Origin of the sequence: Vibrio sp. L3-7 (assembly GCF_963898195.1) — a bacterium.
Lineage (GTDB): Bacteria > Pseudomonadota > Gammaproteobacteria > Enterobacterales > Vibrionaceae > Vibrio > Vibrio echinoideorum.
In genome coordinates, this window is record NZ_CAWQUW010000020.1 from 27810 (window position 1) to 52068 (window position 24259).

The 24259-nt window shown below is 43.2% G+C and carries 26 protein-coding genes; 20 read left to right on the plus strand and 6 right to left on the minus strand.

Annotated features, from left to right (window positions below; all coding sequences use genetic code 11):
* The first annotated feature begins 11 nt into the window (after positions 1-11).
* Together arsJ and AACW75_RS14460 are read left to right on the plus strand one after the other, a co-directional pair.
* Positions 12-1232, plus strand: coding sequence for an organoarsenical effux MFS transporter ArsJ (gene arsJ / locus AACW75_RS14455; RefSeq protein ID WP_145572114.1), 1221 nt, complete (start codon positions 12-14; stop codon positions 1230-1232).
* 109 nt (positions 1233-1341) lie between these two features.
* On the plus strand, positions 1342-2355 hold the full coding sequence (locus tag AACW75_RS14460; protein ID WP_102550984.1) for an acyltransferase: 1014 nt from the start codon (positions 1342-1344) through the stop codon (positions 2353-2355).
* 73 nt (positions 2356-2428) lie between these two features.
* Here AACW75_RS14460 and AACW75_RS14465 read toward each other — a convergent pair whose 3' ends face one another.
* Entirely contained in the window at positions 2429-2758 is a 330-nt protein-coding gene (locus AACW75_RS14465) for a DUF2500 domain-containing protein (RefSeq protein ID WP_017075943.1), read from the minus strand.
* A 244-nt stretch (positions 2759-3002) separates the two neighbouring features.
* Here AACW75_RS14465 and AACW75_RS14470 point away from each other — a divergent pair, with 244 nt between their 5' ends.
* The 4 genes from AACW75_RS14470 (at position 3003) to AACW75_RS14485 (ending at position 6100) form a co-directional block, all read left to right on the plus strand.
* Positions 3003-3377: a hypothetical protein gene (locus AACW75_RS14470; RefSeq protein ID WP_029225178.1), complete on the plus strand. Its 375-nt coding sequence runs from the start codon at positions 3003-3005 to the stop codon at positions 3375-3377.
* Between the two features lie 928 nt (positions 3378-4305).
* A complete protein-coding gene (locus tag AACW75_RS14475) occupies positions 4306-4926 on the plus strand; it encodes a lysoplasmalogenase (RefSeq protein ID WP_145572109.1) in 621 nt (206 codons plus the stop codon).
* A 90-nt stretch (positions 4927-5016) separates the two neighbouring features.
* Positions 5017-5253, plus strand: a complete 237-nt coding sequence (locus AACW75_RS14480) for a YecH family metal-binding protein (RefSeq protein ID WP_102552876.1) — start codon at positions 5017-5019, stop codon at positions 5251-5253.
* A 262-nt stretch (positions 5254-5515) separates the two neighbouring features.
* Complete coding sequence (locus AACW75_RS14485) at positions 5516-6100, plus strand: YhgN family NAAT transporter (protein ID WP_029225176.1); 585 nt, start codon at positions 5516-5518, stop codon at positions 6098-6100.
* 143 nt (positions 6101-6243) lie between these two features.
* Here the strand turns inward: AACW75_RS14485 and AACW75_RS14490 are convergent, their stop codons facing one another.
* Together AACW75_RS14490 and rsmD are read right to left on the minus strand one after the other, a co-directional pair.
* Positions 6244-6510: a DUF1145 domain-containing protein gene (locus AACW75_RS14490; RefSeq protein WP_017075940.1), complete on the minus strand. Its 267-nt coding sequence runs from the start codon at positions 6508-6510 to the stop codon at positions 6244-6246.
* Positions 6511-6520: 10 nt separating this feature from the next.
* Positions 6521-7123 (minus strand): 16S rRNA (guanine(966)-N(2))-methyltransferase RsmD, encoded by a 603-nt coding sequence (gene rsmD, locus AACW75_RS14495; RefSeq protein WP_017075939.1) that lies wholly within the window; start codon positions 7121-7123, stop codon positions 6521-6523.
* Between the two features lie 230 nt (positions 7124-7353).
* Between rsmD and ftsY the strand changes: the two genes are divergently transcribed.
* The 6 genes from ftsY to glpG all read left to right on the plus strand — a co-directional run bounded on the left by ftsY (position 7354) and on the right by glpG (position 12976).
* Complete coding sequence (ftsY, locus tag AACW75_RS14500) at positions 7354-8589, plus strand: signal recognition particle-docking protein FtsY (protein ID WP_145572107.1); 1236 nt, start codon at positions 7354-7356, stop codon at positions 8587-8589.
* 78 nt (positions 8590-8667) lie between these two features.
* The gene (ftsE, locus tag AACW75_RS14505; RefSeq protein ID WP_004736585.1) at positions 8668-9345 is read left to right on the plus strand and encodes a cell division ATP-binding protein FtsE; all 678 of its coding nucleotides are present in this window, start codon (positions 8668-8670) and stop codon (positions 9343-9345) included.
* Entirely contained in the window at positions 9332-10300 is a 969-nt protein-coding gene (gene ftsX, locus AACW75_RS14510) for a permease-like cell division protein FtsX (protein ID WP_145572105.1), read from the plus strand. Before ftsE ends, ftsX begins: the two co-directional genes overlap by 14 nt.
* Positions 10301-10477: 177 nt before the next feature.
* On the plus strand, positions 10478-11335 hold the full coding sequence (rpoH, locus tag AACW75_RS14515) for an RNA polymerase sigma factor RpoH (RefSeq protein ID WP_029225174.1): 858 nt from the start codon (positions 10478-10480) through the stop codon (positions 11333-11335).
* 419 nt (positions 11336-11754) lie between these two features.
* Entirely contained in the window at positions 11755-12075 is a 321-nt protein-coding gene (glpE, locus tag AACW75_RS14520) for a thiosulfate sulfurtransferase GlpE (RefSeq protein WP_017075935.1), read from the plus strand.
* 58 nt (positions 12076-12133) lie between these two features.
* On the plus strand, positions 12134-12976 hold the full coding sequence (gene glpG, locus AACW75_RS14525; protein WP_135459030.1) for a rhomboid family intramembrane serine protease GlpG: 843 nt from the start codon (positions 12134-12136) through the stop codon (positions 12974-12976).
* Between the two features lie 87 nt (positions 12977-13063).
* On the opposite strand, the gene AACW75_RS14530 is transcribed toward glpG, so the two are convergent.
* A complete protein-coding gene (locus AACW75_RS14530) occupies positions 13064-13471 on the minus strand; it encodes a flagellar basal body-associated protein FliL (protein WP_017075933.1) in 408 nt (135 codons plus the stop codon).
* 162 nt (positions 13472-13633) lie between these two features.
* On the opposite strand from AACW75_RS14530, the gene AACW75_RS14535 reads away from it, so the two are divergent.
* Both AACW75_RS14535 and ubiA read left to right on the plus strand, forming a co-directional pair.
* Positions 13634-14176: a chorismate lyase gene (locus AACW75_RS14535; RefSeq protein WP_167853062.1), complete on the plus strand. Its 543-nt coding sequence runs from the start codon at positions 13634-13636 to the stop codon at positions 14174-14176.
* Entirely contained in the window at positions 14177-15031 is an 855-nt protein-coding gene (gene ubiA / locus AACW75_RS14540) for a 4-hydroxybenzoate octaprenyltransferase (protein WP_102551202.1), read from the plus strand.
* 116 nt (positions 15032-15147) lie between these two features.
* On the opposite strand, the gene plsB is transcribed toward ubiA, so the two are convergent.
* A complete protein-coding gene (gene plsB, locus AACW75_RS14545) occupies positions 15148-17571 on the minus strand; it encodes a glycerol-3-phosphate 1-O-acyltransferase PlsB (RefSeq protein ID WP_017075930.1) in 2424 nt (807 codons plus the stop codon).
* A gap of 220 nt (positions 17572-17791) precedes the next feature.
* Between plsB and AACW75_RS14550 the strand changes: the two genes are divergently transcribed.
* The 4 genes from AACW75_RS14550 (at position 17792) to dinF (ending at position 21323) form a co-directional block, all read left to right on the plus strand.
* Positions 17792-18154 (plus strand): diacylglycerol kinase, encoded by a 363-nt coding sequence (locus tag AACW75_RS14550; protein WP_102551204.1) that lies wholly within the window; start codon positions 17792-17794, stop codon positions 18152-18154.
* A 94-nt stretch (positions 18155-18248) separates the two neighbouring features.
* Positions 18249-18869, plus strand: coding sequence for a transcriptional repressor LexA (lexA, locus tag AACW75_RS14555; RefSeq protein ID WP_017075928.1), 621 nt, complete (start codon positions 18249-18251; stop codon positions 18867-18869).
* A gap of 97 nt (positions 18870-18966) precedes the next feature.
* Positions 18967-19845 (plus strand): class I SAM-dependent methyltransferase, encoded by an 879-nt coding sequence (locus AACW75_RS14560; RefSeq protein WP_145572103.1) that lies wholly within the window; start codon positions 18967-18969, stop codon positions 19843-19845.
* A 122-nt stretch (positions 19846-19967) separates the two neighbouring features.
* Positions 19968-21323, plus strand: coding sequence for an MATE family efflux transporter DinF (dinF, locus tag AACW75_RS14565; RefSeq protein ID WP_186437226.1), 1356 nt, complete (start codon positions 19968-19970; stop codon positions 21321-21323).
* Between the two features lie 195 nt (positions 21324-21518).
* Here dinF and sthA read toward each other — a convergent pair whose 3' ends face one another.
* Positions 21519-22919: a Si-specific NAD(P)(+) transhydrogenase gene (gene sthA, locus AACW75_RS14570; RefSeq protein WP_004736699.1), complete on the minus strand. Its 1401-nt coding sequence runs from the start codon at positions 22917-22919 to the stop codon at positions 21519-21521.
* A 327-nt stretch (positions 22920-23246) separates the two neighbouring features.
* On the opposite strand from sthA, the gene fabR reads away from it, so the two are divergent.
* Positions 23247-23888 (plus strand): HTH-type transcriptional repressor FabR, encoded by a 642-nt coding sequence (gene fabR, locus AACW75_RS14575; RefSeq protein ID WP_017075925.1) that lies wholly within the window; start codon positions 23247-23249, stop codon positions 23886-23888.
* A complete protein-coding gene (locus AACW75_RS14580; protein ID WP_004736696.1) occupies positions 23888-24259 on the plus strand; it encodes a YijD family membrane protein in 372 nt (123 codons plus the stop codon). The genes fabR and AACW75_RS14580 overlap by 1 nt, the downstream gene beginning before the upstream one ends.

Below are 24259 nucleotides of genomic sequence, written 5' to 3' on the forward strand. Positions count from 1 at the left end.
AGATAGCTGTTATGTTTTCAAATCTAAGTAAGAGTGTTCGCCAATACATGTTGGTGACATTTAACTACTGGAACTTCACCATTACTGATGGTGCACTTCGTATGCTGGTGGTCTTGTATTTCTATGACCTTAGCTACAGTTCGTTAGAGATCGCCTCACTGTTCCTTTTCTATGAATTCTTTGGTGTGGTGACCAACCTAATCGGTGGCTGGTTAGGGGCGCGTCTTGGTCTCAATAAGACCATGAACATCGGATTGGGTATGCAAGTCGTCGCCTTGGGTATGCTCGCCGTGCCAAGCGCAATGTTGACAATTCCTTGGGTGATGGCCGCTCAGGCGTTGTCTGGTATCGCCAAAGATCTTAATAAGATGAGTGCCAAGAGCTCAATCAAAACCTTAGTCCCTGATGAACAGCAAGGTGCGCTTTATAAATGGATTGCGATTCTAACCGGCTCTAAGAATGCATTGAAAGGTGCAGGATTTTTTATTGGTGGTTTGCTGCTTTCGACGATTGGTTTCCAATACGCAGTGCTTGCGATGGCTGCTGCGCTGACATTGGTGTTCATCGGAAGTTTGATGAGCTTGGAAGCGGACATGGGTAAAGCGAAAACCAAGCCCAAGTTTAAGCAGATTTTCTCTAAATCTGAATCCATCAACATCTTGTCTGCGGCTCGTATGTTCCTATTCGGTGCCCGTGACGTGTGGTTTGTGATTGCTCTGCCGATCTATCTAGGTAGCGTGTTTGGCTGGGACCACTCATGGGTAGGTGGCTTCTTAGCGGCTTGGACCATCGCTTATGGCTTTGTACAGGGCATCGCACCTAAGATTACTGGTAAAGCTCAAGGCAAGGTGCCAGATGGGCATGCGGCGCTATTATGGGCGGGTGCGTTGGCTATCGTGACTGCCGGTATTGCTTACGCGGTACAGATCGGTTGGCAACCAGAGTTAGTCATCATCGGTGGTTTGATGGTGTTTGGTGCCATCTTCGCGGTGAATTCATCATTGCACTCATACTTAATTGTGAGTTATGCGAAAGGTGATGGTGTGTCTCTTGATGTCGGTTTCTATTACATGGCGAATGCAATGGGCCGTTTGATTGGTACAATTCTATCAGGGTTAGTATTTCAAATGGCCGGTTTGTCTGCGTGTTTGTGGGTATCCTTCGCGTTTTTAGCGATAACGACGGTGATCTCTCTTCGCTTGCCTAAGGTGACACAAGTTTCTTCTGCATAGGCTAAATTCGCGATAAGCCTCTCCTTTAACAGTAAGCTGACTTGGTATTTATTCCGGTCAGCTTTTTTATTGCTATAGTAGAATGATTGAATATTAATCAGGCGTTTACATGAAGCAGCGAATTCTCTTTTTTGATTTAGCACGATGTGTCGCGGCCGTAGCAGTTATCGCGATTCATGTTCTGGCCCCATATCGTAATGAGCTGGGTACCATTCCTTTCGGAGAATGGCTGACGGCTATCACGGTCAATGGCTTTAGTCGCTGGGCGGTACCCGTGTTTATTTTGATTACTGGCGCATTGATGCTGAGCGATCAACGCCCATTTGATGCCAAGTATTACCTTAAGCGTCGACTGGGTAAGGTGTTAATACCTTTTATTGTCTGGTCGCTTTTCTACACCTACCTTTCTGGTTGGTCTGTGATGGGCTTTGATGCTGATGTTAGTTGGGATGTGCTGCTCAATAGCTATCACCACTATACCTATTACCACTTGGGCTTCTTCTATTACTTCATTCCACTCTATTTTGTGATTCCTTTCTTACAGATCATGGTCAGAAAGTATGGAGATAAAGCGGTCTACGGTTTCACCACGGTGTGGCTATTTACCACCTTGTTGTTCTTACTCAAAATAGATGGGCCATGGAGCCACGAATTGTGGTTGTACACCGGGTATCTACCTTTAGGGTATCTGTTGTATAAAATCGTTCCACTTAACAAGATGACTGTCGGTGTGAGTGTTTTACTTGGCGGGCTCGCGTTGCTAACGACTGTTTATATGGTGGTTGATGCGAGTTTGATTGCTGAAGAGTATACGGTCGGGCGTTGGTTATCTTATAAAACGCTGAATACCGTATTGGCAGCGAGCATGGTGTTCATGGTGTGCCGTTACTATGGTGAAGGTTTGTCTGAGAAAAGTAATCAAGTGGTTGGCTTTATCAGTAAGCACAGTTTAGGTATTTACCTCCTGCACCCTATCTTCTTGTGGCCAATGAAAGAGTTCGGTTGGTACCAAGGTCATCCTGCTTGGGTTATTCCGTTATGGATCATAATCAGTGGTGCTGGCGCTTTATGGATGAGTTGGCTGGTCGCTAAGTCAGAGAAAACAAGTTGGTTATTGCCTTAGCGATTAGTGCTAAGGCTATTAGGTACTGACGGTGGGTACTAGATTATTGGTGTGGAGTTAAGGTGACTGATGATTAGCGCTTCAATGCAAAGTGCAAAAATTTGTCGCCCTGATAGGTTAAGGCTCCTTTGTCTCCAGGGTTAAGCGCGTGGAAGTAGTGGATACCGACCTGAAATTCTCGTTTCGGACCAACCACACCTCGCTGAACGTAAATCCAGTACTCTTGATCTTCCTGGCCTGGCTCTGCGTCAGGAAGGTCTATAGATTGTTTATCTAATATTGTGACGTTCACTTTTTTTTCTGGTGCGTTCTCGCCTTGCATATGCTTTCGGTAGAAACCAAGAAATACCCAAACCGCTAGAGCGACGAGTGCAAATATGGCAAAAAAGAGTGAATTAGGCATATAACCTCCATGTAGTCGTGGTGGTTATTCTAGTCTTTCGGGCTATAGGGATATGTGTTTAAAGCCGTTATTCGTGAACTGTTGTAAGGCAAGCTGATTATTTTTCGGCTGATATCACATTTAATGGCCTGTTTGGGATAAAGCATTGTTATTTATTGTCTCTTTCTAAAGTAAATAGTAGTAGTTTTGTATAAATATAAGGAAATGCTCGACTAGAATTATAGTGTGGAGTGGGAGGGCCAAGATGACCGATATTGAAAAAGTAGTGACAAGAACTCGCAATATAGAAAAATTATTGAGACTTCAATATCACGCTGAAGGCGAAGGATTGCACGAGCTTGTGACAAGCTGTGAAGAAAGGCTACCGCACGATATGGTAATCAAGTTGCGTTATATCGCAACGTGTCGTAACAAAGTAGTGAATGAACATGATGCTCAGTTGGAAGATCAGCATCAATTTATCATGATGTGTAACGACTGTGAGAAAGAACTGACGCCACGTAGCGGCCGTTTTATCTGGCGAGTCGCGATCTTGCTCATGATGGTGATGACTTTGGCTGCAGCTGGCTTCTATTATGCGAATTGGGATGTATTAACACTGCATCTGTTTTCGAAGTGAAAAAATTAAACAAAAAAAGGGACGCTCATGGCGTCCCTTTTTTTATCTGTAACTTGCTTAGTACATCATCGGTAGTGTCATAAGACCTACAACTACCGCGATCATTACAAGTCCTTGTCTTTGCGAAGATGAAATCATAACACTACTCCTAAATTTGGTTGTCTCTCGCTATGTTTCAAAGAATAGCACTACTTATGGCTTTAGGTCAATAATTACTTTCGAAAGCCTTAAAAGTAACAGAAAACTACTTGGTTTTGGCTTGTATGGCTGTGTTTAACTGTATTTTATGATGTGTTTCTATTTTGTTCGTTGTGGTTTATGTTTGCTCTTATTTTTCTTAAGTTGTTGTTTTTAATGGGTTGACTTGCTTAATTGATATTGTTAAAAGTTGTTAAACTGTATTAATAGGGGTTGAGTGTCTTCAGGTTGTTTTTGTTTGTGTTTTTGATTTTTTACCAAGTTTTTGGTGATGATTTTTACATAGATATGGGGTGAAACTGACAAATAGGCGAAAAATCAAAACAAATTACTTACTTTAAAGGGCTAGCATTGTCTGGCCTTTTTGTTATTCATTTTACCTTTGTGTTTTGGTTTTAAGTTTTTGTTTTTATTGATTTAAATTATTTATAATTTATATTTCCTACTTTGTTTTTTTCCATTTATTGGTCGTTTTCGATAGTTTAGATAGACTAGAATTGTTGGAATGGCAAGCTGAAGCATTGGAGTGGTACTTTCAAGAGGTTTTGCTTGGGAGTGTTCTAGTTTTAAACAAATAACAATGAGAGCTAAGGGAATTCCTATCGCTTGAGTGTAAAGAGGTGCTTTTTTAGTGGAAGCGTAATCAAGATCCAACTTTGAAGGGCTTAGGCTTTACATCAACACTCGTGTGCCTAGACTGGCGACGTTTTAAAGCAATAGGGCAAATGGTATGTGGAGTTGGTTAGCGGTTTCCTTGTCTGGTATCGGAGTAATAATAGGCAAGAAGCATGGACATATCGGTCAGGCCTTATCGTATAAGGTATTTACCTTTCTATTATTGGCAACAATTGCATTAACTCAGTCTGTCGTTGCTAATTTTACCTATTGGGTCGTCGCTGGGTTGGCTGTTTCTGCGATCGCAGATGTTCTTCATACCCTTACTCAAAAACGCTCTCTGCATTTTGTTTGCTTTTTGGTTGCTCAACTCTGTTACAGCAAAGCCTTTTGGTTACAGTTGTCAGGAGATATGGTCTGGTGGCTGTTCGCTTTGTTGTTAGCGGCATGCATCGTAGCTTTCTTCTTATTACTGCCTCGCTTAGACAAACTTGTCTTTCCTGTTGTTATCATGGGGATGGTGCTTATTCAGCTTGCATGGGCTTCTGGTGAGGTTTGGTTGCTTGACCCTCAACTATCACATGCAGTGGGCTTTGCTGGCTGTAGTGTGCTGCTGCTTTCTGCATTGGCCTATGCTCTGAATTGTTACCGTAGCCCAATCAAAGGCGCTTATTTTTGGGTGACGGGTAGTTACTTGTTCGCACATGCACTTATCGTGGCGTCTCTTACCATTTAGGGTAGAGCTCTCTCAATTCTGAGCTACATCAAAGCAGCGTTGTGGAAAATCGGTACTCTACGCTTAATTCATTAAACATGAGATTGAGTTATGACGACCGAAATTCACGCACACAATGTTTTAAACCTGCTTAGTGAAAAGCCACTGACTCGCGAAGAACTGACACAAGAGCTTGCTCAAACATATGGCACAGAAGCTCGCTTTCATACTTGTAAGCTAGATGATCTTGATTTGGATGCCCTGTTGAAGTTTTTCCTGAAGATGGAAAAGGTCGTAATTGTTGATGGTAAGCTTTGCACCAATCGCGAGCGTGTATGTAATCATTGATCTTTAGTGATTAGTGATTAGTGATTAGTGATTAGTGATTAGTGATTAGTGATTAGTCACTTTTGATTTTCAAAGCCTTTTTACTTTTAGATGTTTGGTGAGTGGATTAGATGCTTTCGACTCCACTCCTATATTTATTCCCGTGCCACTTATCTCCGTAAACCCTCTCTTAACGGTGCAAATTGACCCGTTTGTTACTGTGTTCGAAAATCAATGTTGAGGCTGCTATACTCCGCGCAACTTCGCTTTTCGAGACCAATTTATGGAAATCTTATCTGCAGCGACCATGCTGTTTCTCATTATGGATCCGCTTGGCAACCTGCCAATCGTGCTTTCTATCCTTAAGCACATCGATCCGAAGCGTCGTCGTATTGTTCTCGTTCGTGAACTGATGTTTGCGCTGATTATCCTGCTGTTGTTCTTGTTTGCTGGTCAGAGCATCATGAACTTCTTGCACGTACAGCCTGAAACTCTTAGTATTTCTGGCGGTATCATTTTATTTATTATTGCTATTAAGATGATCTTCCCAAGTGCAGGCAGCATCACAGGCCTAGCCGCGGGTGAAGAGCCGTTTATCGTGCCTATGGCTATTCCAATGATTGCTGGCCCATCAGTTATCGCTGCCCTTATTCTTCTGGCGACTCAAAACCCTGACAATATGTTTGAATTATCTCTGTCAGTGTTACTTGCGTGGGGCGTGACGTTTTTCATTCTTATGTTTAATGGATTCTTCCTGCGTATTTTGGGAGAACGAGGTCTGAAGGCGATAGAGCGTCTAATGGGCTTATTGTTGGTTATGCTGTCGACTCAAATGTTCTTAGATGGTGTGAAAAGCTACATGTCTTAGCATTTTCTTATCATTCAATTTCTTCTCGAACAATAAAAAACGCCGCTCAAATGAGCGGCGTTTTTGTATTTATTTTTCTCGTAACTAGGCTTTCTGCATCGAGTACTGTGTACTGAAGCTTGTATATCTAGGCTCTAGCTCGACTACATCATGTGTTTGCGTCGGATATCGAGGAGGGCAAAGACTCCGAAAATCAATATTGACCACTTCTCCCAACGTGACATTTCGATCTTATCGCCGAAAGCACCGATAAAGATTAGCATCTGTAGGCCGTGCATGAAGAACAAGAATGCTGTCATGATATAAAGCGCAATCGCAGCATTACCCGGGAATGGGTAGAAAATATTTACGATTAAGATAAACCAAACAAAGGCGATGGCTATTTTTGCTAGTGGAAGTAAGAACTTCATTCAATAACTCCTATTCTTCAGTGGTTCGATTAAACAGTCGGTAGCTAGACTGGCCAGTGGTCTTATCGCGATGCAATTCCCAGTTTTCTGGCATAGCCTCGAGCTTCAGTTCTTTCTCTGTTTCAACGTAAATAATGGCATTATCTGTAAGCCAACCATTACTCTCAAGTAGTTGTACAGTTTCTGCTAATAAGCCTTTGCGAAACGGAGGATCAAGAAAGACCATATCGTAGGGGGTACCTGGCTTTTTGAGAAAAGAGATCGCATCGGTGTTTACCACGTTGATGTTGTCTGCTTTGAGCTCTTTAGCGTTATCAGCAAGCTGCTTTGCGGCCTTTTGATTCATTTCCAACAGCGTTACCATTTTTGCTTGGCGAGAAGCTGCTTCAAAACCTAGACCACCAGAACCGGCAAATACATCCAAACAGGTCGAGTGTGGGATATCTTGTGCTACCCAGTTAAAGAGTGTTTCTTTTACTCGATCAATGGTTGGGCGTAAGCCTTCTAAATCATGAACAGGCAGTTTTCTGCCTCTCCATGAGCCACTAATAATTCGAACAAAGCCTCCGGATGGCTTTTTTTGTGATGTGTTTTGCTGGCGACGTCTTACCATAGATTTTTTGACCGCTAATAAAGTGATACTATACCGAGCCCAATTTAAGTGGGTTCGAATATTAAATAAATTTGCAATGACAAAGTGTATCAAGCTAAAAGCAAACTTATCACTGCTTTGTCATTTTTCTTTACTATTCGTTTGTACAAGCTTGTATTGTATAACAATAGCAAAGAGTCGACGTGCATTAAGTCAATGCAGTTAATTAGTAGATCTAGGAAACTCCTCTGATGACGGAAAAAAAGAAGCGCGGATTATTATCGTGGCTTGGTTTTGGTGAAGAAGAACAAAGCCCAAAAACTCAGAATGAAGCGAACGTAGAAAGCGTTGAAGAGCAGACTGAAGTTGAATCACAAGTCGAGGTTGAACAAGCCGAGCCTGAACTAGAGGCAACTACGGCAGTTGAATCTAAGCCTACTGAAACAAAGCAAGAGCTTGAACAAAACCAAGAAGAGCAACAGCCTGTTTTAGCAGAAGCAGAAGCAGAAGCAGAACAGGTTATTATTCCTGCAGCTAAGATTGAAGAAGTACAAGAAAAGCCGACAGAAAGCTTTTTTGCACGTCTTAAGCGTAGCCTTAGCCGTACTAAAGCAAATATTGGTGCTGGCTTCTTTGGTTTATTCAAAGGCAAGCAAATCGATGAAGATCTGTTTGAAGAGTTAGAAGAGCAACTTTTGATTGCCGATGTAGGCATGAATACCACTGTTAAGATCATTGAAAATCTGACAGAAAAAGCATCTCGCAATGACTTAAAAGATGGCGAAGCTCTATATGGTCTGCTCAAAGAAGAGATGGCCGATATTCTAAGCCAAGTAGAACAGCCATTAGTTGTAGATACCACCAAAACACCTTACGTTATCTTAATGATCGGTGTGAACGGTGTAGGTAAAACAACCACTATCGGTAAACTGGCTAAACAGTTCCAAGGTGAAGGCAAGAAAGTGATGCTTGCTGCAGGTGATACCTTCCGTGCGGCAGCCGTTGAGCAACTTCAAGTTTGGGGTCAGCGCAATGATGTTCCCGTTATCGCTCAACATACCGGTGCTGACAGTGCGTCTGTTATTTACGATGCGATTGAAGCGGCGAAAGCTCGTGGTGTCGATGTTGTGATTGCAGATACTGCGGGTCGTTTGCAGAACAAGAGCAACTTGATGGAAGAGCTACGCAAGATTGTTCGTGTAATGAAGAAGATTGATGATTCTGCGCCCCATGAAATCATGCTAACACTAGATGCCGGTACTGGTCAGAACGCGATCAGCCAAGCGAAGCTGTTCAGTGAAGTTGCACCAGTAACGGGTATTACACTAACTAAGCTAGATGGCACTGCAAAAGGTGGTGTGATTTTCTCAATCGCGGACCAGTTCCAGATTCCAATCCGCTACATCGGTGTGGGTGAAGGCATTGATGACCTGCGTCCGTTTGAGTCAAAAGACTTTATTGAAGCACTATTTAGTCGCGAAGAGTAACGCGCGTAGCAAAGTGGTTTATCCTTAACCTGCTACCGTTTTTAAATTTGATATGAGTGATCGTAAGAGGAATTTTCGGTGATCAAATTTCAGCAAGTGAGTAAAGCCTACCGAGGTGGGCGACAAGCGCTCCAAAAAGTGGATTTTCATCTTAAACGTGGAGAGATGGCTTTTTTGGGTGGTCACTCTGGAGCTGGTAAAAGTACCTTGCTGAAGTTGATCTGTGCTATTGAGCGTCCGACCGATGGTCGTGTTTGGTTCAACGATCACGATATCACTCGTATTCCAGCTAAAGACATCCCCTTTTTACGCCGCAATATCGGAATTGTTTTTCAAGATCATCGCCTGCTGATGGATCGCTCGATCTTCGATAACGTCGCTCTGCCTATGCGCATTGAGTCTATTTCTGAAAATGAAATAAAACGTCGAGTGAGTGCTGCGTTGGATAAAACCGGTTTACTCGATAAAGCGCGTTGCCTGCCAAGTCAGTTATCTGGTGGTGAACAGCAGCGAGTAGGTATTGCGCGCGCTGTGGTGAACCGTCCCACTTTGCTGTTAGCGGATGAACCAACTGGTAACCTCGACCCTGAATTATCTAACCGCGTGTTGCGACTTTTTGAAGAGTTTAACCGCGCGGGCGTCACTATTATCCTAGCAACACACGATATCGGGTTAGTGAACACTCGCCCTCAATATCGTCATCTTGAATTAAACCAAGGCTTTTTGAGTGAGGTCGAAGACTATGGCCGCGAATAAGCGTATCAAAAAACCTCAATCCAACCGAGCTGCAAACCGCGCTTCAAGTGACGGTTTTTTTGTTGTTCATTGGAAACAAGCCAAATCCTCTTTCTCGCAAATGTGGCAACGTCCATTGGGTAATTTGCTAACGCTTGCGGTTATCTCAATGGCTCTGGCAATGCCGGCTTGTTTGTATTTACTGGGTAAAAACGTTGGCGAGGTGGCTCAAGATGTCACAAGCCCGTCACAGATTAGTGCTTATGTAGAAGATGGCATTCCTGAACCACGAGTAATGGTGCTTAAAGATGAAATAGAAAGCTGGGATCAAGTTGAGCTGGTGGAATACATTTCACCGCAGCAAGGTCTTGCCGATCTAAGCCAATATTCTGGTTTTGAGGATGCTCTGACTATCCTAGACGATTATTCATTGCCAGGTGTTTTGGTTATTACACCAAGTGTACACAGCGATATCTTAATCAAAGAGCTAGCGAGTACAGTTAAAAAACAAGAGTTAGTGACCGATGTTCGTTTAGATGAAGATTGGTTAGCCAGATTAGATGCTATCAAAGCATTAGCGGCGGTCATCGTTATTACCTTAACGGTGTTGATGTTGGGTGCGGTGTTTTTGATTATCGGCAATACATTAAGATTTAATGTGTTGGCGCACAAAGAAGAAATTCAAACCATGAAGCTGATTGGTGCAACCGACAGTTTCATTCTTCGACCATACCTTTATGCTGGGATGTGGTTTGGTGTGTTAGGTTCGATTAGTGCTTGGGTGATGACGGCTTTGATTACCGTATTGCTTAACAGTGCGGTAGATGACTTGGCTCAGCTTTATGATAGTCACTTCAGATTAATTGGCCTGAGTTGGGATGAGTCTTTACTGCTTTTGATCGTTGGAACCTTGCTTGGCAGTGTGGCTGCGAAGCTTTCTGCACAGCGTCACCTAAAAGAAATTGAACCAGTTTAGGTGAATAGAGTCATATTTAGACGAAAAATAGGCACTTTTTAACCAGTTTTTGCCTTGTATAGATGAATTGATTATGCATAATTACTTCCCCCTCCTTGAAACCTGTTCATTTTAGGTTCAAGATTGTTGGGTTTTAATAGATGTATTACTCCAGATCAGAGATTGATGAGGAACCGAATGGCAAACAAAGCGTATCAAATGGCTTTAGTCACACAAGATAGTTTAGATAGCTATATCCGCTCAGCGAACAGTTACCCAATGCTGACGCCTGAAGAGGAACGTGGACTGGCAGAGCGATTACATTACAAAGGTGAGATCGATGCTGCAAAAGGCTTGATCCTTTCCCACCTACGTTTCGTGGTGCACGTTGCAAGAGGCTACTCTGGCTACGGGTTACCAATGGCTGACCTTGTCCAAGAAGGTAACATCGGCTTAATGAAGGCTGTTAAGCGCTTCAATCCAGAAGTTGGTGTTCGTCTAGTCTCTTTTGCTGTTCACTGGATTAAAGCTGAGATCCATGAGTACGTGCTACGTAACTGGCGTATCGTTAAGATCGCAACGACGAAAGCACAACGCAAATTGTTCTTTAATCTGCGCAAATCTAAAAAGCGTTTAGGTTGGTTCAATAATGGTGAAGTAGAAACTGTTGCTCGTGAGCTAGGTGTTGAGCCTTCAGAGGTTCGTGAAATGGAATCTCGCTTAGCGGCTCAAGATGCTACGTTTGAAGCGCCTATGGACGACGATGACGGTGGTTCTGCTTATACTGCTCCGGTTTACTATCTTGAAGATAAAGCATCAGACGTCGCTGAGACGGTTGAAGCAGCAAACTGGGAATCACACACCAACAACCGTCTAGGATTAGCGCTTGCAAGCTTAGACGAACGCAGTCAGCACATTGTGCGCTCACGTTGGTTGGATGATAACAAATCGACACTTCAAGATTTAGCCGATACTTACAGTATTTCTGCTGAACGTGTTCGTCAGTTAGAAAAGAATGCGATGAAGAAGTTGAAACAAGCTGTTGGTGACTTCTAAAAGCAAGTAAGCCAGAAGCGATAAAATAAGCTGAATTTTAAAAAGGCCGAGATCGAGAGATCTCGGCCTTTTTGTTTTGGATCGATTTCGCAATTTTTGCGATCGAAATTTGCAAAATGATTTTGTGGATAACTCTGTGAGAAGTTTATTCGTCAGCTGTCTAAAAGCAGGGTGTAGTAAGGCTTTGTGAGGGTTTTTGATGTGGGGATATTTTTCATAACACCCACAGTTAGATCAGGATCATCACTACATGTTGTGGATCTATTTTTAAAAAAGCACTTTATTCACGCAATCCACAGATTTATCCACAAACGGTGTAAAAGTGATCGCTGGTGGATAACCTTATTAAGTGGATGTGATTGTTAGCCTTGGGATAGGTTACAATGGCAGCAAAGTAAATCAGCATAAAAGAGAAAGTCATGGACCAGTTTAAACATATCGATGTTAAAAGCGCTCAAGCCCTCATAGAACAAGGCGAAGCCAGACTTGTCGATATACGTGACCCGCAATCTTTCGCGGTTGCTCACTCAAAAACAGCTTATCACCTCACCAATGATACGATGGTGACGTTTATGGATGAGGTAGAGTTCGAACAACCTGTCTTGGTGATGTGTTACCACGGCATCAGTAGCCAAGGAGCAGCACAATATTTAGTGAATCAAGGCTTTGAAGAGGTATATAGTGTTGATGGTGGTTTCGAAGCTTGGCATCGTGCTGAACTTCCGGTAATCGCCGGTTAACAACCTTTAACATTGGAACCGCTTTAAGCATCTCTCATAGCATGAATAGGAAGTAATAATGATTAGACTGATGGTGTTGGATAATCCTCGTCTTGCTCAAGCATTTATTGATTATATGGCTTCTCGTCAGATCCCTATTCAAATGTCTCCAGAGGGAGAAGGGCGTTTTGCTCTTTGGCTTATCGACGATCAATATCAGGTTGAAACTGAGGCAGAGCTGAATCGTTTTCTTGCTGAACCCAATCATAAACGTTATCAAGCTGCGTCTTGGGATATGGCTGAGACCAGAAAGAGCAACTTTCATTATCACACACCGAGCTTCATGGGCATGATAAAAGCCAAAGCGGGCCCTGTGACGCTTAGCCTGATGTTAGTGTGTGTGGTTATTTTTGCGCTGCAGCAAATTGGTTTTGGTCAGGCTATTTTCAATGCCTTACATTTTCCGGCAGTTGATGGACAACAATGGCAACTGTGGCGTTGGTTGAGCCATGCTGTATTGCATTTCTCGGTTATGCACATCGCATTTAATATCTTGTGGTGGTGGCAGTTAGGTGGAGATATCGAGAAAAAACTAGGCAGTCTCAAGTTACTTCAAATTTTTGCTGTATCTTCAGCGCTTTCAGGTGCTGGGCAGTATTGGGTTGAAGGTGCAAACTTTGGTGGTTTGTCTGGTGTAGTGTATGCGTTGGTAGGTTATTTATGGGTGATTAGTGTGAAAGCTCCTCAACTTGGTTTGGGTATCCCAAGACAAATTGTTGGCTTTATGTTGGTGTGGTTAGTGCTTGGGTATATGCAGCCGTTCATGGCTATCGCAAACACCGCGCATTTAGCTGGTTTGGTAGCGGGTTTAATTATTGGTTTAATTGATTCAATGAAAGCACCTCGCTCTGCAACAAGTTAACTCATGCCTCATCGTAAGTAGATAAATTATAAATATAAAAAAGCGGCTATCAGCCGCTTTTTTATTGGGAATCGTGTTGGACTGATATCACTGGTAAAGGTACTTAGTAAACAACAAGTCAGCAATGAGGGTTTTTCCTGTTTCAGGAAGTAAAACCTTGTTGAGATGTTCAACTAAGGTTTTTCTCAAATCTTCACGACCGGACAAAGATTTAATGGTTTCTTCGTTTTGTTTGCCAAGTAATTCAATCACCGCATCTCGAATCAGCGGTTGGTGGTGTTCAATAGCTGCCAAGTCATTACTATTCGCGACCATGATATCGAGGCGTACCTGAATGTAGCCCAGTTTTTTACCTTTAGTGTAAAAATTGGTGGTCAGGTCAGGCTCTAGCGTGAAGTAGGCTAATTTGGGTGTCGACTCTTCTTCAGCAAAACTTGATGCTGAAAACAGCAGGCTAATCGCAAGAAATATTTGGGCTACATAACGTTTGTGCATATTTGTGACTTTTCTTTAGTTTATTCGCGATATTCGAAACGCATTAGTCTTGTTACAATGAGCGGTCTAAATCTAAATACGTTTACAATTCGAAGAACGCTTTAATTTTGTTCGAAAGTTGAAGCTTTATTGTACGTGTAAAGTCACCTATTGAATACTAGTATGAATCAGCCAATATCGCTGTATCTTAATTCGTTAATGAATGTAGATTGGCAAAGTACAGAAACATTTGATTTTCCTAATAAAACCACCCAAGAGTGGCTTATGGAGCAAGGTTCTCTTTCCCGCAAGTTGGGGGAGTGTTGTCAGCACCTGTCTGTTGAGCTGCTTCACAATCAAGTTGTAGAACGCTCAATGCTGCAACAAGACGAGGAACATCTTTTATCATCGTATGATTGCTTACTACGTAAAGTAATCTTAAAGGGTGATGATGAACCGTGGGTGTTAGGTCGAACCTTAATTCCTCGAGTCACATTAGAAGATCATCAGCACTCCGACCTTTCTCAACAAGGTAACGTCCCGCTAGGGTTAACCGTTTTTAGTGCTGAGAATGTAGAACGAGATGCGTTGCAAGTCGGTTGGGTTATCGCAGGTGATGAGCGATTACTCGCGCGTCGCTCTCGATTATGGATGAACCATAAACCGATGCTTGTAGCCGAACTATTTTTACCAACATCACCCATTTACTCTAAGGAGAGTGTGTAAATGCTTGCCACCAAAGCGAAAGCGTACTGGCAATTAACGCGAATGAATCGCCCGATTGGTACCTTGTTACTCCTTTGGCCAACTTTGTGGTCGCTGATTATCGCCGCGCAAGGTATGCCGGACTTTGATGTCTTGGTTGTTTTCGTTCTAGGCGTGGTGTTAATGCGTTCGGCTGGCTGTGTGATCAATGATTTTGCGGATCGTAAAGTCGATGGTCATGTAAAGCGCACTAAGCAGCGTCCATTACCGTCAGGTTTGGTTTCCAGTAAGGAAGCGATACTGCTCTTTGTAGTGTTGGCAGTGGTTTCATTCTTATTAGTACTTACCATGAACCCGCTGACGATTAAGCTCTCTGTTATCGGTGTTGGCTTAGCCTTCATTTATCCTTTTATGAAGCGTTTTACGCACCTTCCACAGTTGTTCCTCGGCTTAGCGTTTAGTTGGGCAATCCCAATGGCTTGGGCGGCGCAAACTAACGAATTGCCAAGTGTTGTCTGGTTTATTTTTGCAATTAACGCATTGTGGACGATCGCTTACGACACTCAATACGCGATGGTCGATCGAGATGACGATCTGAAGATCGGCATTAAATCGACGGCAATTTTATTCGGGCGTTTTGATAAGCTTATTGTGGGTTTCTTGCAGCTAGTGACACTAGCGATGTTGATTGTATTGGGCATGCAGTATCAATTGGGCGATACCTTCTACTGGGCGTTATTGGCGGCAGGAAGCTTGTTCGTGTACCAACAACATTTGATGCGCCACCGTGATCGAGATTTATGCTTTCAAGCTTTCCTAAACAATAACTATGTTGGAATGGCAGTCACGGTCGGTTTGTTCATTACCTTCTGGTAAGTATCAGTTTTCGCTCAAGAAAAAGCCAAATAAAAAGGCACCCATTGGGTGCCTTTTCTGATCGTGCTCAATCTAGCTATTACAACTAAGTATTGAAGCTAAGTATTGAAAAGAGACTACTCTGCTTGGTGAATGCTCTCTTGAATCGTCAGGCGAACTTCAGGGTAAAGCATCGAGTGAAGAAGCTTAGCAAATTGCTGAGTTTTCTCTAAATCACAGTTACCGTCGTTATCTAGATATTGTTGCTGCTTCAACGTTGCGAACATCGAGGCAAATACGCCTTTGTCGAAGAACTCTGGAGCATTGATACCATGCAGTCGACCAAGGCGCTGTGCGATGTCTTGGCTCTTCTGCTCAAGGTCAGACTTATCCAGTTCAGGATTCTCTGCCAACAAATTTAGAGCAATAGAGTAGCGCTGTAGCGTCTCTGAAATCGTACGACCTAACAGCATAAGAGCTTGGCTGTTCGATTGGTTGATCGTCACTTCATTGTCAGACACCACAATCATGCCTTGGCTTACTAGTTCATCAATAATGTTTGCGACTACGCCTTCAAGCTGTGATTCGTCGTAGCTTAAGAACAGCTCTTTCTTCAAGAACGGGTAAATTGCTGCAACATTCTTTTGAATGGCTTCAATCGATAAACCGCGCTGACGAATGGTCATTTGAGCGATTAACGATGGTAGAGCAAACAAATGAATGATGTTATTACGGTAGTAAGTCATCAGAATCGACTGGTGACGGTCTAGCGAGATGATGTCACCCATTGAGTCTGATTCAATTAGGAACTTGTTCAGTGATTCAGCGTGTTTTACCAGATCTTCAGCGCTGTCTTTTGGTACCGTAAATGTATCAGAGTAAGGTACGTTCTTAAGCAGAGACAGGTAACAGTTGATCTGAGAAACCAAAGAGTCACGGGACAATGCACGCTGTCTTGAAGCCAATAGTGCCGTTGCACAAAGAGTCAGTGCGTTAGTCGCCGCGGCATCGTTAATGTGCGTCATCATTTTGGTTGCCAGGTCATTAACCACTGGATTCATCCATTGTGGCTTGCTGGTTCCCATTGGGTCGATGTCTTTGGTCCACTCTGGTGCGTGCTCGTTCAGGTATTGGTTCAGCTGAATAGGCTCACCGAAGTTCACATAACCTTTGCCAAAGTTACGCAGTTTACGCAGAGTACGAATTACAAGGCTCGCGTTCTCTTTCTCTTTGCGTTTACCACGAAGTTCTTTCGCGTAAGTTGCCACTTCCATCACATGCTCGTAGCCGATGTAAACCGGAACCAAAGTAACCGGGCGGTTCATACCGCGTAGCATCGCTTGAATGGTCATCGCTAGCATGCCGGTTTTGGCTTGCAGCAGACGACCGGTACGAGAGCGACCACCTTCACTGAAGTATTCTACTGAGTAACCTTTAGCGAACAGTTCTGCTAGGTATTCACGGAAAATAGTCGAGTACAGCTTGTTGCCTTTGAAACTACGACGAATAAAGAACGCACCGCCATGACGGAAAATAGGACCGGCAGGGAAGAAGTTCAGGTTGATACCCGCAGCGATATGTGGAGGAACCATACCTTCGTGATACAGCACATAAGAAAGCAGTAAGTAATCCATGTGGCTTCGGTGACAAGGCACATAAACGATCTCATGACCATCTTGAGCCAGCTTGCGAACTGTTGAAGCGTTGCTAATATGCAGGCCTTGATACAATTTATTCCATAGCCAACCAAGAATCTTCTCACCACGCTTGATTAGCGAGTAAGAGAAGTTCGCAGCAATCTCGTCCATGATGTCTTGAGCTTCTTTGCTCGCTTTCTCGATAGAGATGTTCTTTGCTTGTGCTTCGTCTTCAATCGCTTTCTTAATCGCTTCAGATTTTAGTAGGCGGTCAAAAAGAGCTTGGCGACTTGGTAGGTTAGGCCCTGATGCAGCTAGCTTTTGGCGTGAGAAGTGAATACGTGCCACGCGTGCCAGTTTGTGTGCGATGGTGCTGTCGGTACCGTGTGAGTTGGCCATGTAACGTAAAGAAACCACAGGGCTAAAGCGAACTAAACAGTCACGACCTGCTAGCAATACTGCTTTTGACTTTTCTAAGCCGTTCATTGCTTGTAGGTAAGGTTTTTGGTTATTCTCTTTACCAGGTTTACGTCCCCACAACACAGTAGCAGGGATAACTTGAACATCGAGCTCAGAGTCTTCAGCATGCAATGAAAGCAGCTCCGAGAAGACCTCAATAGAAGAGCTTGGTACATAATCATCGTCTTGAAGCAGTGTTTTGCGAGAAGAGATAAAAACGTAGCGTTGCAGTGATTTGCCACTTATTTCAAGTTTGCTTAAAGGATCGGGTAAACCTAATTCCAACGCATGCTTTTGTAGTGTCAGAAGGTCGACACTTGAGCGAAACGGTAAGGCGTATACAATCGGTTTGCCTAAATCAATGTTCAAATCCTCAACAGGGTTCGAAGGGATTGATGTGCCTTTTACCAAAATGGATAAAGGTAGCTTCATTAATGAACGTGAAAAAGATTGTCCAGAAGACATATAGGTTCACTGCCTCAATAGTTATTTCAATGTGCTTAAGCGTATCTCTATTTCTATGATGAAAAGGATAAAACCTATGAGTGAAATAGGGATAAGCCTAGGCGTAAATTTAATCGATGCAAGAATACCAGAAACTGGTCTAACCTTTTAATGGAAATAGTCATATTGCCGTTAAGTTTGTGGAAAATCATTCATCAACTGATTGAGTATAGGGTTAAAAATGGCTAAAAAATCAAACACCGGATTCAAACGTATCGTGAAAGCGGCAGGCTTTTCATGGCAAGGTATTACGAGTTCGTTTAAAAACGAGGCCGCATTTCGACAAGAAGTGTTTATGGCAGCAGTGCTTATCCCATTAGCGTTTTACCTAGACGTAAGCCAGGTTGAGCGGATCTTAATGATCTCAGCTGTTGTATTAGTGCTCGTTGTCGAGTTGATAAATACCGCGATTGAAGCGGTCGTTGACCGAATTGGTAGTGAACATCATGAGCTATCAGGGATGGCGAAAGATGTCGGATCGGCAGCGGTTTTCATCTGTTTAGCGCTAGCGGGTTATGTGTGGTTAGAGATCTTATTTTTGTAATTAGTTAAAAATGAACTAAAAACAACCAATTGCTTTGCTTTTGTCCAGTTACTGGATATACTCACAGTCAACTGTATAAAAAGACAGGTGAATCATGAAGCCGTTAACGCCCCGCCAACAACAAGTTTTTGACCTTATCAAAGGTAAGATCGAAGATTTCGGTATGCCACCGACACGTGCAGAAATTGCGCGTGAATTAGGCTTCCGTTCTGCTAACGCTGCAGAAGAACATTTAAAAGCTCTTGCTCGTAAAGAAGCGATTGAGATTATCCCGGGTGCGTCTCGTGGTATTCGTATTTTGCTTGAAGATGCAGCGAATGAAGAGCAAGGTTTACCATTAATCGGTCAGGTTGCCGCTGGTGAGCCTATTCTGGCTCAAGAGCATGTAGAAATGCATTACCAAGTTGACCCAGGTATGTTTAAACCACAAGCTGACTTCTTACTTCGTGTAAATGGCGAAAGTATGAAAGATATCGGTATTATGGATGGTGATTTACTGGCTGTTCATAAAACACAAGATGTACGTGATGGTCAGGTAGTTGTAGCTCGTGTCGACGATGATGTAACAGTAAAACGTCTAGAACGAAAAGGTTCAACGGTTCTGTTACATGCTGAAAATGAAGACTTTTCTCCTATTCATGTTGATCTAGAATCTCAACACTTGTCTATCGAAGGACTTGCGGTTGGTATTATTCGAAATACCGATTGGATGTAGTCAGTACAAACCGCTTATTGATATTTATTCTCAATAACTTGTTATTGTAATTGATATTCATTATCATCTTCTTTGTCGAGATACAAGGAAGATGATGATGCCAAACCCAACCAAACCTCAAATAAAGCCGCTTATTCGTAAGCCGCGCTCCTCTGATCAAAAGGCTTCTTCTTATCGAGGGTCTGCACATCAAGAATTCCAAGTTCCGACCAATCTCGTTCAACACCTTTGGTTTCGCAGTCGTGAAAGCCTTGCCGATGACGGTCTAGTTTATGACCCTATTGCAGCACAAGCCTGTAAGCGTTGCCAATTGGCACCAGAATGTCTTACTGGCGAACTCGACCAACAACAACTTCTCTATGCCACATTGACTCAACTTTGTGACTCTCAAGTTCAACGGTTTCTATCTCATAACCCAGACGCGTGGATTATCAATGTTGGGGCCGGTCTCGATACCCGTTTCTACCGCTTAGATAATGGTCGCTGTCATTGGGTTGAACTGGATGTAACCGAGAATCTAGTTTGGCGACAACGCCTGTTCCACAAAAATGAACGCTATCGTTTAGAGTGTGGTTCCGTTGATGATCTTACTTGGTTGGATGAACTCAACATTCCAGAGCAAGCCTCGGTGATGGTGGTGTGTGAACATGCTTTGCTTGACTGCAATGAACAACAGACGGCACATTTTATTCAGTCGCTTAGTCGTTACTTTACCCACGCACATGCGTGTTTAGTGTTAGCTGGAGATAAAAGCTCTAGCGCTCTGGGACAAAAGCTCGGTTCTGGAAAATATGCACATGGCTTATCTTCTCCGATAGACAGTGTTCTTAATTGGCTACCTTGGGCGCAATGGGTTAAGTCATTTTCACCATTAGAACAGCAATGCAATCGTTGGAAATTGTGGCAGCGATTACTGTGTAAGATTTCTCAGTTAAAAAAACGTCTAACTCCACAATTGGTGCTCGTGAAATGGTAATGCAAGATTACTTACTCTATCAAATAGGTAGTTCAGCAAACGCGCGACATAAGTAAAAGCGAGCAGCATAGTGAAAGCATACTCACTAGGTTAAACTATCGCCTCTAATCGAAGAGGTGATCGTGAAGTTATTCAACCCCCAAACTATTTTTCAAACCTTATCTAATCAGGCGATGCACAAAAAAGTGCTATTACTTGCGATCCCTATGGTTCTTTCCAATATTACGGTTCCTCTACTCGGCTTAGTCGATGCTGCGGTTATTGGTCATCTTGAGCATTCTTGGTATTTAGGTGGTGTGGCGTTAGGTGGCACGATGATCAGTGTGACTTTTTGGTTACTTGGTTTCCTACGAATGTCGACGACGGGATTAGCCGCGCAATCTTACGGTGCGAATGATAGCAAGCAGCTCGGCTTGGTCTTCGTGCAAGGCGTGACTATGGCTTTAGGATTTGCTGGTGTCTTCTTACTTTTACACAGTTTTGTTGCGGATACGGTTTTCTCTCTGAGTAGTGCTAGTGATCAAGTTAAACATTATGGTCAACAGTATTTCTCAATACGAGCATGGAGTGCGCCTGCTGCGCTGACTAATTTTGTCATTTTAGGTTGGTTGCTCGGAACCCAAAATGCTAAAGCGCCAATGTGGATGGTGATTATTACCAATATCACCAATATCGTTTTGGATATCGTGTTTGTTCTTGGCCTAGGTTGGCAAGTTGAAGGCGCGGCGCTGGCGTCGGTGATCGCTGATTATGCCGGCCTAACGTTTGGCTTGGTTTGTGTTTGCCGAATCTGGGCAAAGAAGCAGTTACCATCGCCATGGGATCTGCTTAAGAAAACCAGTCAAGGTTTGAGTCGTTTCGTAAAACTGAATCGCGATATCTTTCTGCGTTCGCTGTGTCTGCAAGCGACTTTCACTTTTATGACCTTCCAAGGGGCAAGTTTTGGTGATGATGTGGTAGCAGCCAATGCAGTGTTGATGAGTTTTCTGATGATTATCTCTTATGGGATGGATGGCTTTGCCTACGCAATGGAAGCTATGGTGGGTAAGGCTATTGGTGCGAAAGATAAAGATGAGTTAAATCAGTCGTTGATTGGTACCTTCTTTTGGAGCTTCAACATTTGCTTGGTGCTCACCATTGTGTTCGCGATTGCGGGGTCTAGCTTGATTAACATGATCACCACAATCCCAGAAGTTAAGAGTCAGGCTGAGGTGTATCTGCCATGGTTGATTGCAATGCCGCTCGTTTCTATGTGGTGCTTCTTGCTAGACGGTATTTTCGTGGGCGCGACCAAAGGCAAAGATATGCGTAACAGTATGTTTGTGGCCACCTGCAGTTTTTTTGCGATTTTTTACTTAGCATCAGGTTTAGAGAACCACGCGCTGTGGCTAGCGATGCTGAGCTTTATGGCGATGCGTGGGGTTGGTCTTGGTATTTTATTTGTTTCTCAGTGGAAGAAAGGAGAGTTTCTCGCTTAGCTTAGATAGCCTTAGATAGATTAGTTCAGGGATCGATAAATAGAAGCTGTGCAGGTAAAAAGGTATTTAGAACATCATGATCTAAATGCTAACATGGCTATATAATTCAGTAGTTTAAATAAAAACAGCAAGCTCATGGCTTGCTGTTTATGTATTTGGCCTACAGGTGGTCAAATAGTCCTTTTGGTTCTTTGTTTAGAATAAACGGTTAAGTCCGTTAAGCGCTGCGACGCGATAAGCTTCGGCCATTGTTGGATAGTTGAAGGTCGTATTCACAAAGTACTCGATGGTATTTGCTTCACCTTTCTGTTCCATGATCGCCTGACCGATGTGGATGATCTCAGCAGCACGCTCACCAAACACGTGGATACCTAAAATCTCTTTAGTTTCACGATGGAAAAGTATCTTCAAGCTACCAATATCTTTACCTGCGATTTGAGCACGAGCTAAGTGCTTGAATGAAGATCGTCCCACTTCATAAGGTACTTTAGCCGCGGTAAGCTCTTGTTCTGTTTTTCCGACAGAGCTGATCTCAGGAATGGTGTAGATACCTGTTGGGATATCTTCGATAAGGTGTCGTTCTGCTTCACCTTTCACCACGGCTTGGGCCACGAATCGACCTTGATCATAAGCAGCACTTGCTAGGCTAGGATAACCAATCACATCACCGACAGCGTAAACATGTTCAACACTGGTTTGGTAGTTGCTGTTGACTGAGACTTGTCCTCGAGAGTCCGCTTCTAAGCCAACGGCACCAAGATTCAGCTTGTCTGTGTTACCTGTTCGGCCATTGGCATACAGTAGACAGTCAGCACGCATTTTCTTACCTGACTCTAGGTGAATGATTACACCGTCATCAGTGCCTTCAATTTTCTCAAAGGTCTCATCGTTACGAATAACAACGCCGCTGTTCCAGAAGTGATAAGACAGAGCATCCGAGGTTTCATTGTCTAAGAATGACAGCAGGCGATCTCGAGTATTAATAAGATCGGTTTTCACGCCTAAACCCCGGAAGATTGAAGCGTATTCACAACCAATAACGCCAGCACCATAGATGATGATGTGTTGAGGATCGTGTTTAAGAGAAAGAATCGAGTCGCTGTCGTAGATACGTTCATGCAGAAAGTCGACGTTGTCTGGTTGATAAGGGCGAGAACCTGTTGCGATAACAAATTTGTCTGCGCTGTAATGTTCTTCAGTACCATCGCTCTGCATGACTGAGATAGTGTTAGTATCGATAAAACGCGCCGTACCAAATACCAATGTGCACTGGTTACGGTCGTAGAAGCCTTGACGCAATCGAGTCTGTTTGTCGATGACTGATTTAGCATGCCCCAAAATATTGGAGAAGGTCGAGTGAATGCTTTTGTTGTTCTGACAAAACAGCGGATTACTGTTGAATTCAATGATACGACTTACGGCATGGCGAAGTGCTTTTGAAGGAATGGTTCCCCAGTGTGTACAACCACCACCAACACTGCTCTCTTTTTCAATGATTGCAACGTTCAACCCGGCTTTGGTTAATCCCATCGCTGCCCCTTCTCCTCCGGGGCCACTACCAATTACGATTACATCAAAGTGGTTGGAGTGCGGCATAGATATCTTCCTTGTTATATTTGATTAACATTGCTTTAGCGAGATTTTAACTGATTCTGTTCTTGGGTACATGAAAAGGGCATCAGAGAGTCGGTGGGATCACGCAGTGTTATCGAAAAAATAATATTTGGTATGTTGTATGTCTCCAAATGACAGTGTGGATATTGAAATTTTTTCTTCGAACGTATTTACTTCGGTACGTGAACAAAGAGGCGTGTTTAGTGTCTTATATAACCAGATTGCCTTATATAAATAAGTGATTCGCGTTATATTAAACCGAGGTTTAGACATGCCTGTTTAGGCTGTAAAAGAAGAAATTGATAAAGTATGAAACCAATGGGCATTCGCGCACAGCAAAAAGAAAAAACTCGTCGTAGCTTAATTGATGCAGCATTTAGCCAACTTAGCGCCGATCGTAGTTTTTCCAACCTAAGCTTGAGAGAAGTCGCTCGTGAGGCTGGAATAGCACCGACTTCCTTTTATCGTCACTTCAAAGATATGGATGAGCTTGGCTTAACCATGGTTGATGAAGGAGGCTTATTACTACGCCAACTAATGCGTCAAGCTCGGCAGCGTATAGCAAAAGAAGGCAGTGTGATTCGCACATCGGTTGAAACCTTTATGGAGTTCATTGAAAGCAGTCCAAACGTATTCAGACTGTTATTACGAGAGCGTTCAGGAACTTCATTTGAGTTTCGTGCAGCGGTAGCTCGTGAGATACAGCACTTCTCTGCTGAGTTAACCGAATATCTTATAACGACTGGCATGACACGAGATGAAGCTTTTACTCAAGCTGAAGCTTCCGTCATATTGGTCTTTAACTCAGGGGCAGAAGCATTAGATTTAGATCGACGTCAGCGAGATGAATTGGCTGATCGCTTGATCATGCAATTGCGAATGATGGCCAAAGGGGCTTTTTGGTATCGTAAAGAACGTGAACGTAACCGATTAAAAGGCGGGATTGAATAATGTCGAATGAAAATAATACTGTAAACCGTGGTTCTGAAAGAAAGACACTCGTACTTGCTGTTGTTGCAGGTGTGTGTGGTGATGCATTGTTATCTTGGGTAACAATGAGCGAAGTGGGCTTCTCTATTTTCCCTCTTATTGCTTTAGTTTTGGCTGTACAAGCGCTTTACCAAGAATATCTAACGAATCCAGTATCTGAAGATATTCCGCTGGTAGGTTTAGCTTGTTTCTTTGTTGGTGCATTTGGTCACTCGGCTTTTGTGAAAGCACAACACCCTGATGCAGGTTCAAACTTCTTTGCGATTATCGTCGCGATGCTGCTGCTCGCTTGGGTCGGTAAGAAGCTAGGCTTTATCGGCAAAACCGCTTAA

Bases quoted from the DNA above. Each gene is read 5' to 3' on its own strand.
- sthA (WP_004736699.1), bottom strand. From the start codon at position 22,919: ATGCCGCACTCCAACCACTTTGATGTAATCGTAATTGGTAGTGGCCCC.
- AACW75_RS14490 (WP_017075940.1), bottom strand. From the start codon at position 6,510: ATGAAGTTCTTACTTCCACTAGCAAAAATAGCCATCGCCTTTGTTTGG.
- lexA (WP_017075928.1), top strand. From the start codon at position 18,249: ATGAAGCCGTTAACGCCCCGCCAACAACAAGTTTTTGACCTTATCAAA.
- AACW75_RS14460 (WP_102550984.1), top strand. From the start codon at position 1,342: ATGAAGCAGCGAATTCTCTTTTTTGATTTAGCACGATGTGTCGCGGCC.
- AACW75_RS14475 (WP_145572109.1), top strand. From the start codon at position 4,306: ATGTGGAGTTGGTTAGCGGTTTCCTTGTCTGGTATCGGAGTAATAATA.
- arsJ (WP_145572114.1), top strand. From the start codon at position 12: ATGTTTTCAAATCTAAGTAAGAGTGTTCGCCAATACATGTTGGTGACA.
- ftsY (WP_145572107.1), top strand. From the start codon at position 7,354: ATGACGGAAAAAAAGAAGCGCGGATTATTATCGTGGCTTGGTTTTGGT.
- AACW75_RS14485 (WP_029225176.1), top strand. From the start codon at position 5,516: ATGGAAATCTTATCTGCAGCGACCATGCTGTTTCTCATTATGGATCCG.
- ftsX (WP_145572105.1), top strand. From the start codon at position 9,332: ATGGCCGCGAATAAGCGTATCAAAAAACCTCAATCCAACCGAGCTGCA.
- glpG (WP_135459030.1), top strand. From the start codon at position 12,134: ATGATTAGACTGATGGTGTTGGATAATCCTCGTCTTGCTCAAGCATTT.
- AACW75_RS14465 (WP_017075943.1), bottom strand. From the start codon at position 2,758: ATGCCTAATTCACTCTTTTTTGCCATATTTGCACTCGTCGCTCTAGCG.
- AACW75_RS14470 (WP_029225178.1), top strand. From the start codon at position 3,003: ATGACCGATATTGAAAAAGTAGTGACAAGAACTCGCAATATAGAAAAA.
- AACW75_RS14580 (WP_004736696.1), top strand. From the start codon at position 23,888: ATGTCGAATGAAAATAATACTGTAAACCGTGGTTCTGAAAGAAAGACA.
- AACW75_RS14480 (WP_102552876.1), top strand. From the start codon at position 5,017: ATGACGACCGAAATTCACGCACACAATGTTTTAAACCTGCTTAGTGAA.
- rpoH (WP_029225174.1), top strand. From the start codon at position 10,478: ATGGCAAACAAAGCGTATCAAATGGCTTTAGTCACACAAGATAGTTTA.
- AACW75_RS14530 (WP_017075933.1), bottom strand. From the start codon at position 13,471: ATGCACAAACGTTATGTAGCCCAAATATTTCTTGCGATTAGCCTGCTG.
- plsB (WP_017075930.1), bottom strand. From the start codon at position 17,571: ATGTCTTCTGGACAATCTTTTTCACGTTCATTAATGAAGCTACCTTTA.
- AACW75_RS14560 (WP_145572103.1), top strand. From the start codon at position 18,967: ATGCCAAACCCAACCAAACCTCAAATAAAGCCGCTTATTCGTAAGCCG.
- AACW75_RS14550 (WP_102551204.1), top strand. From the start codon at position 17,792: ATGGCTAAAAAATCAAACACCGGATTCAAACGTATCGTGAAAGCGGCA.
- fabR (WP_017075925.1), top strand. From the start codon at position 23,247: ATGAAACCAATGGGCATTCGCGCACAGCAAAAAGAAAAAACTCGTCGT.
- rsmD (WP_017075939.1), bottom strand. From the start codon at position 7,123: ATGGTAAGACGTCGCCAGCAAAACACATCACAAAAAAAGCCATCCGGA.
- AACW75_RS14535 (WP_167853062.1), top strand. From the start codon at position 13,634: ATGAATCAGCCAATATCGCTGTATCTTAATTCGTTAATGAATGTAGAT.
- ubiA (WP_102551202.1), top strand. From the start codon at position 14,177: ATGCTTGCCACCAAAGCGAAAGCGTACTGGCAATTAACGCGAATGAAT.
- glpE (WP_017075935.1), top strand. From the start codon at position 11,755: ATGGACCAGTTTAAACATATCGATGTTAAAAGCGCTCAAGCCCTCATA.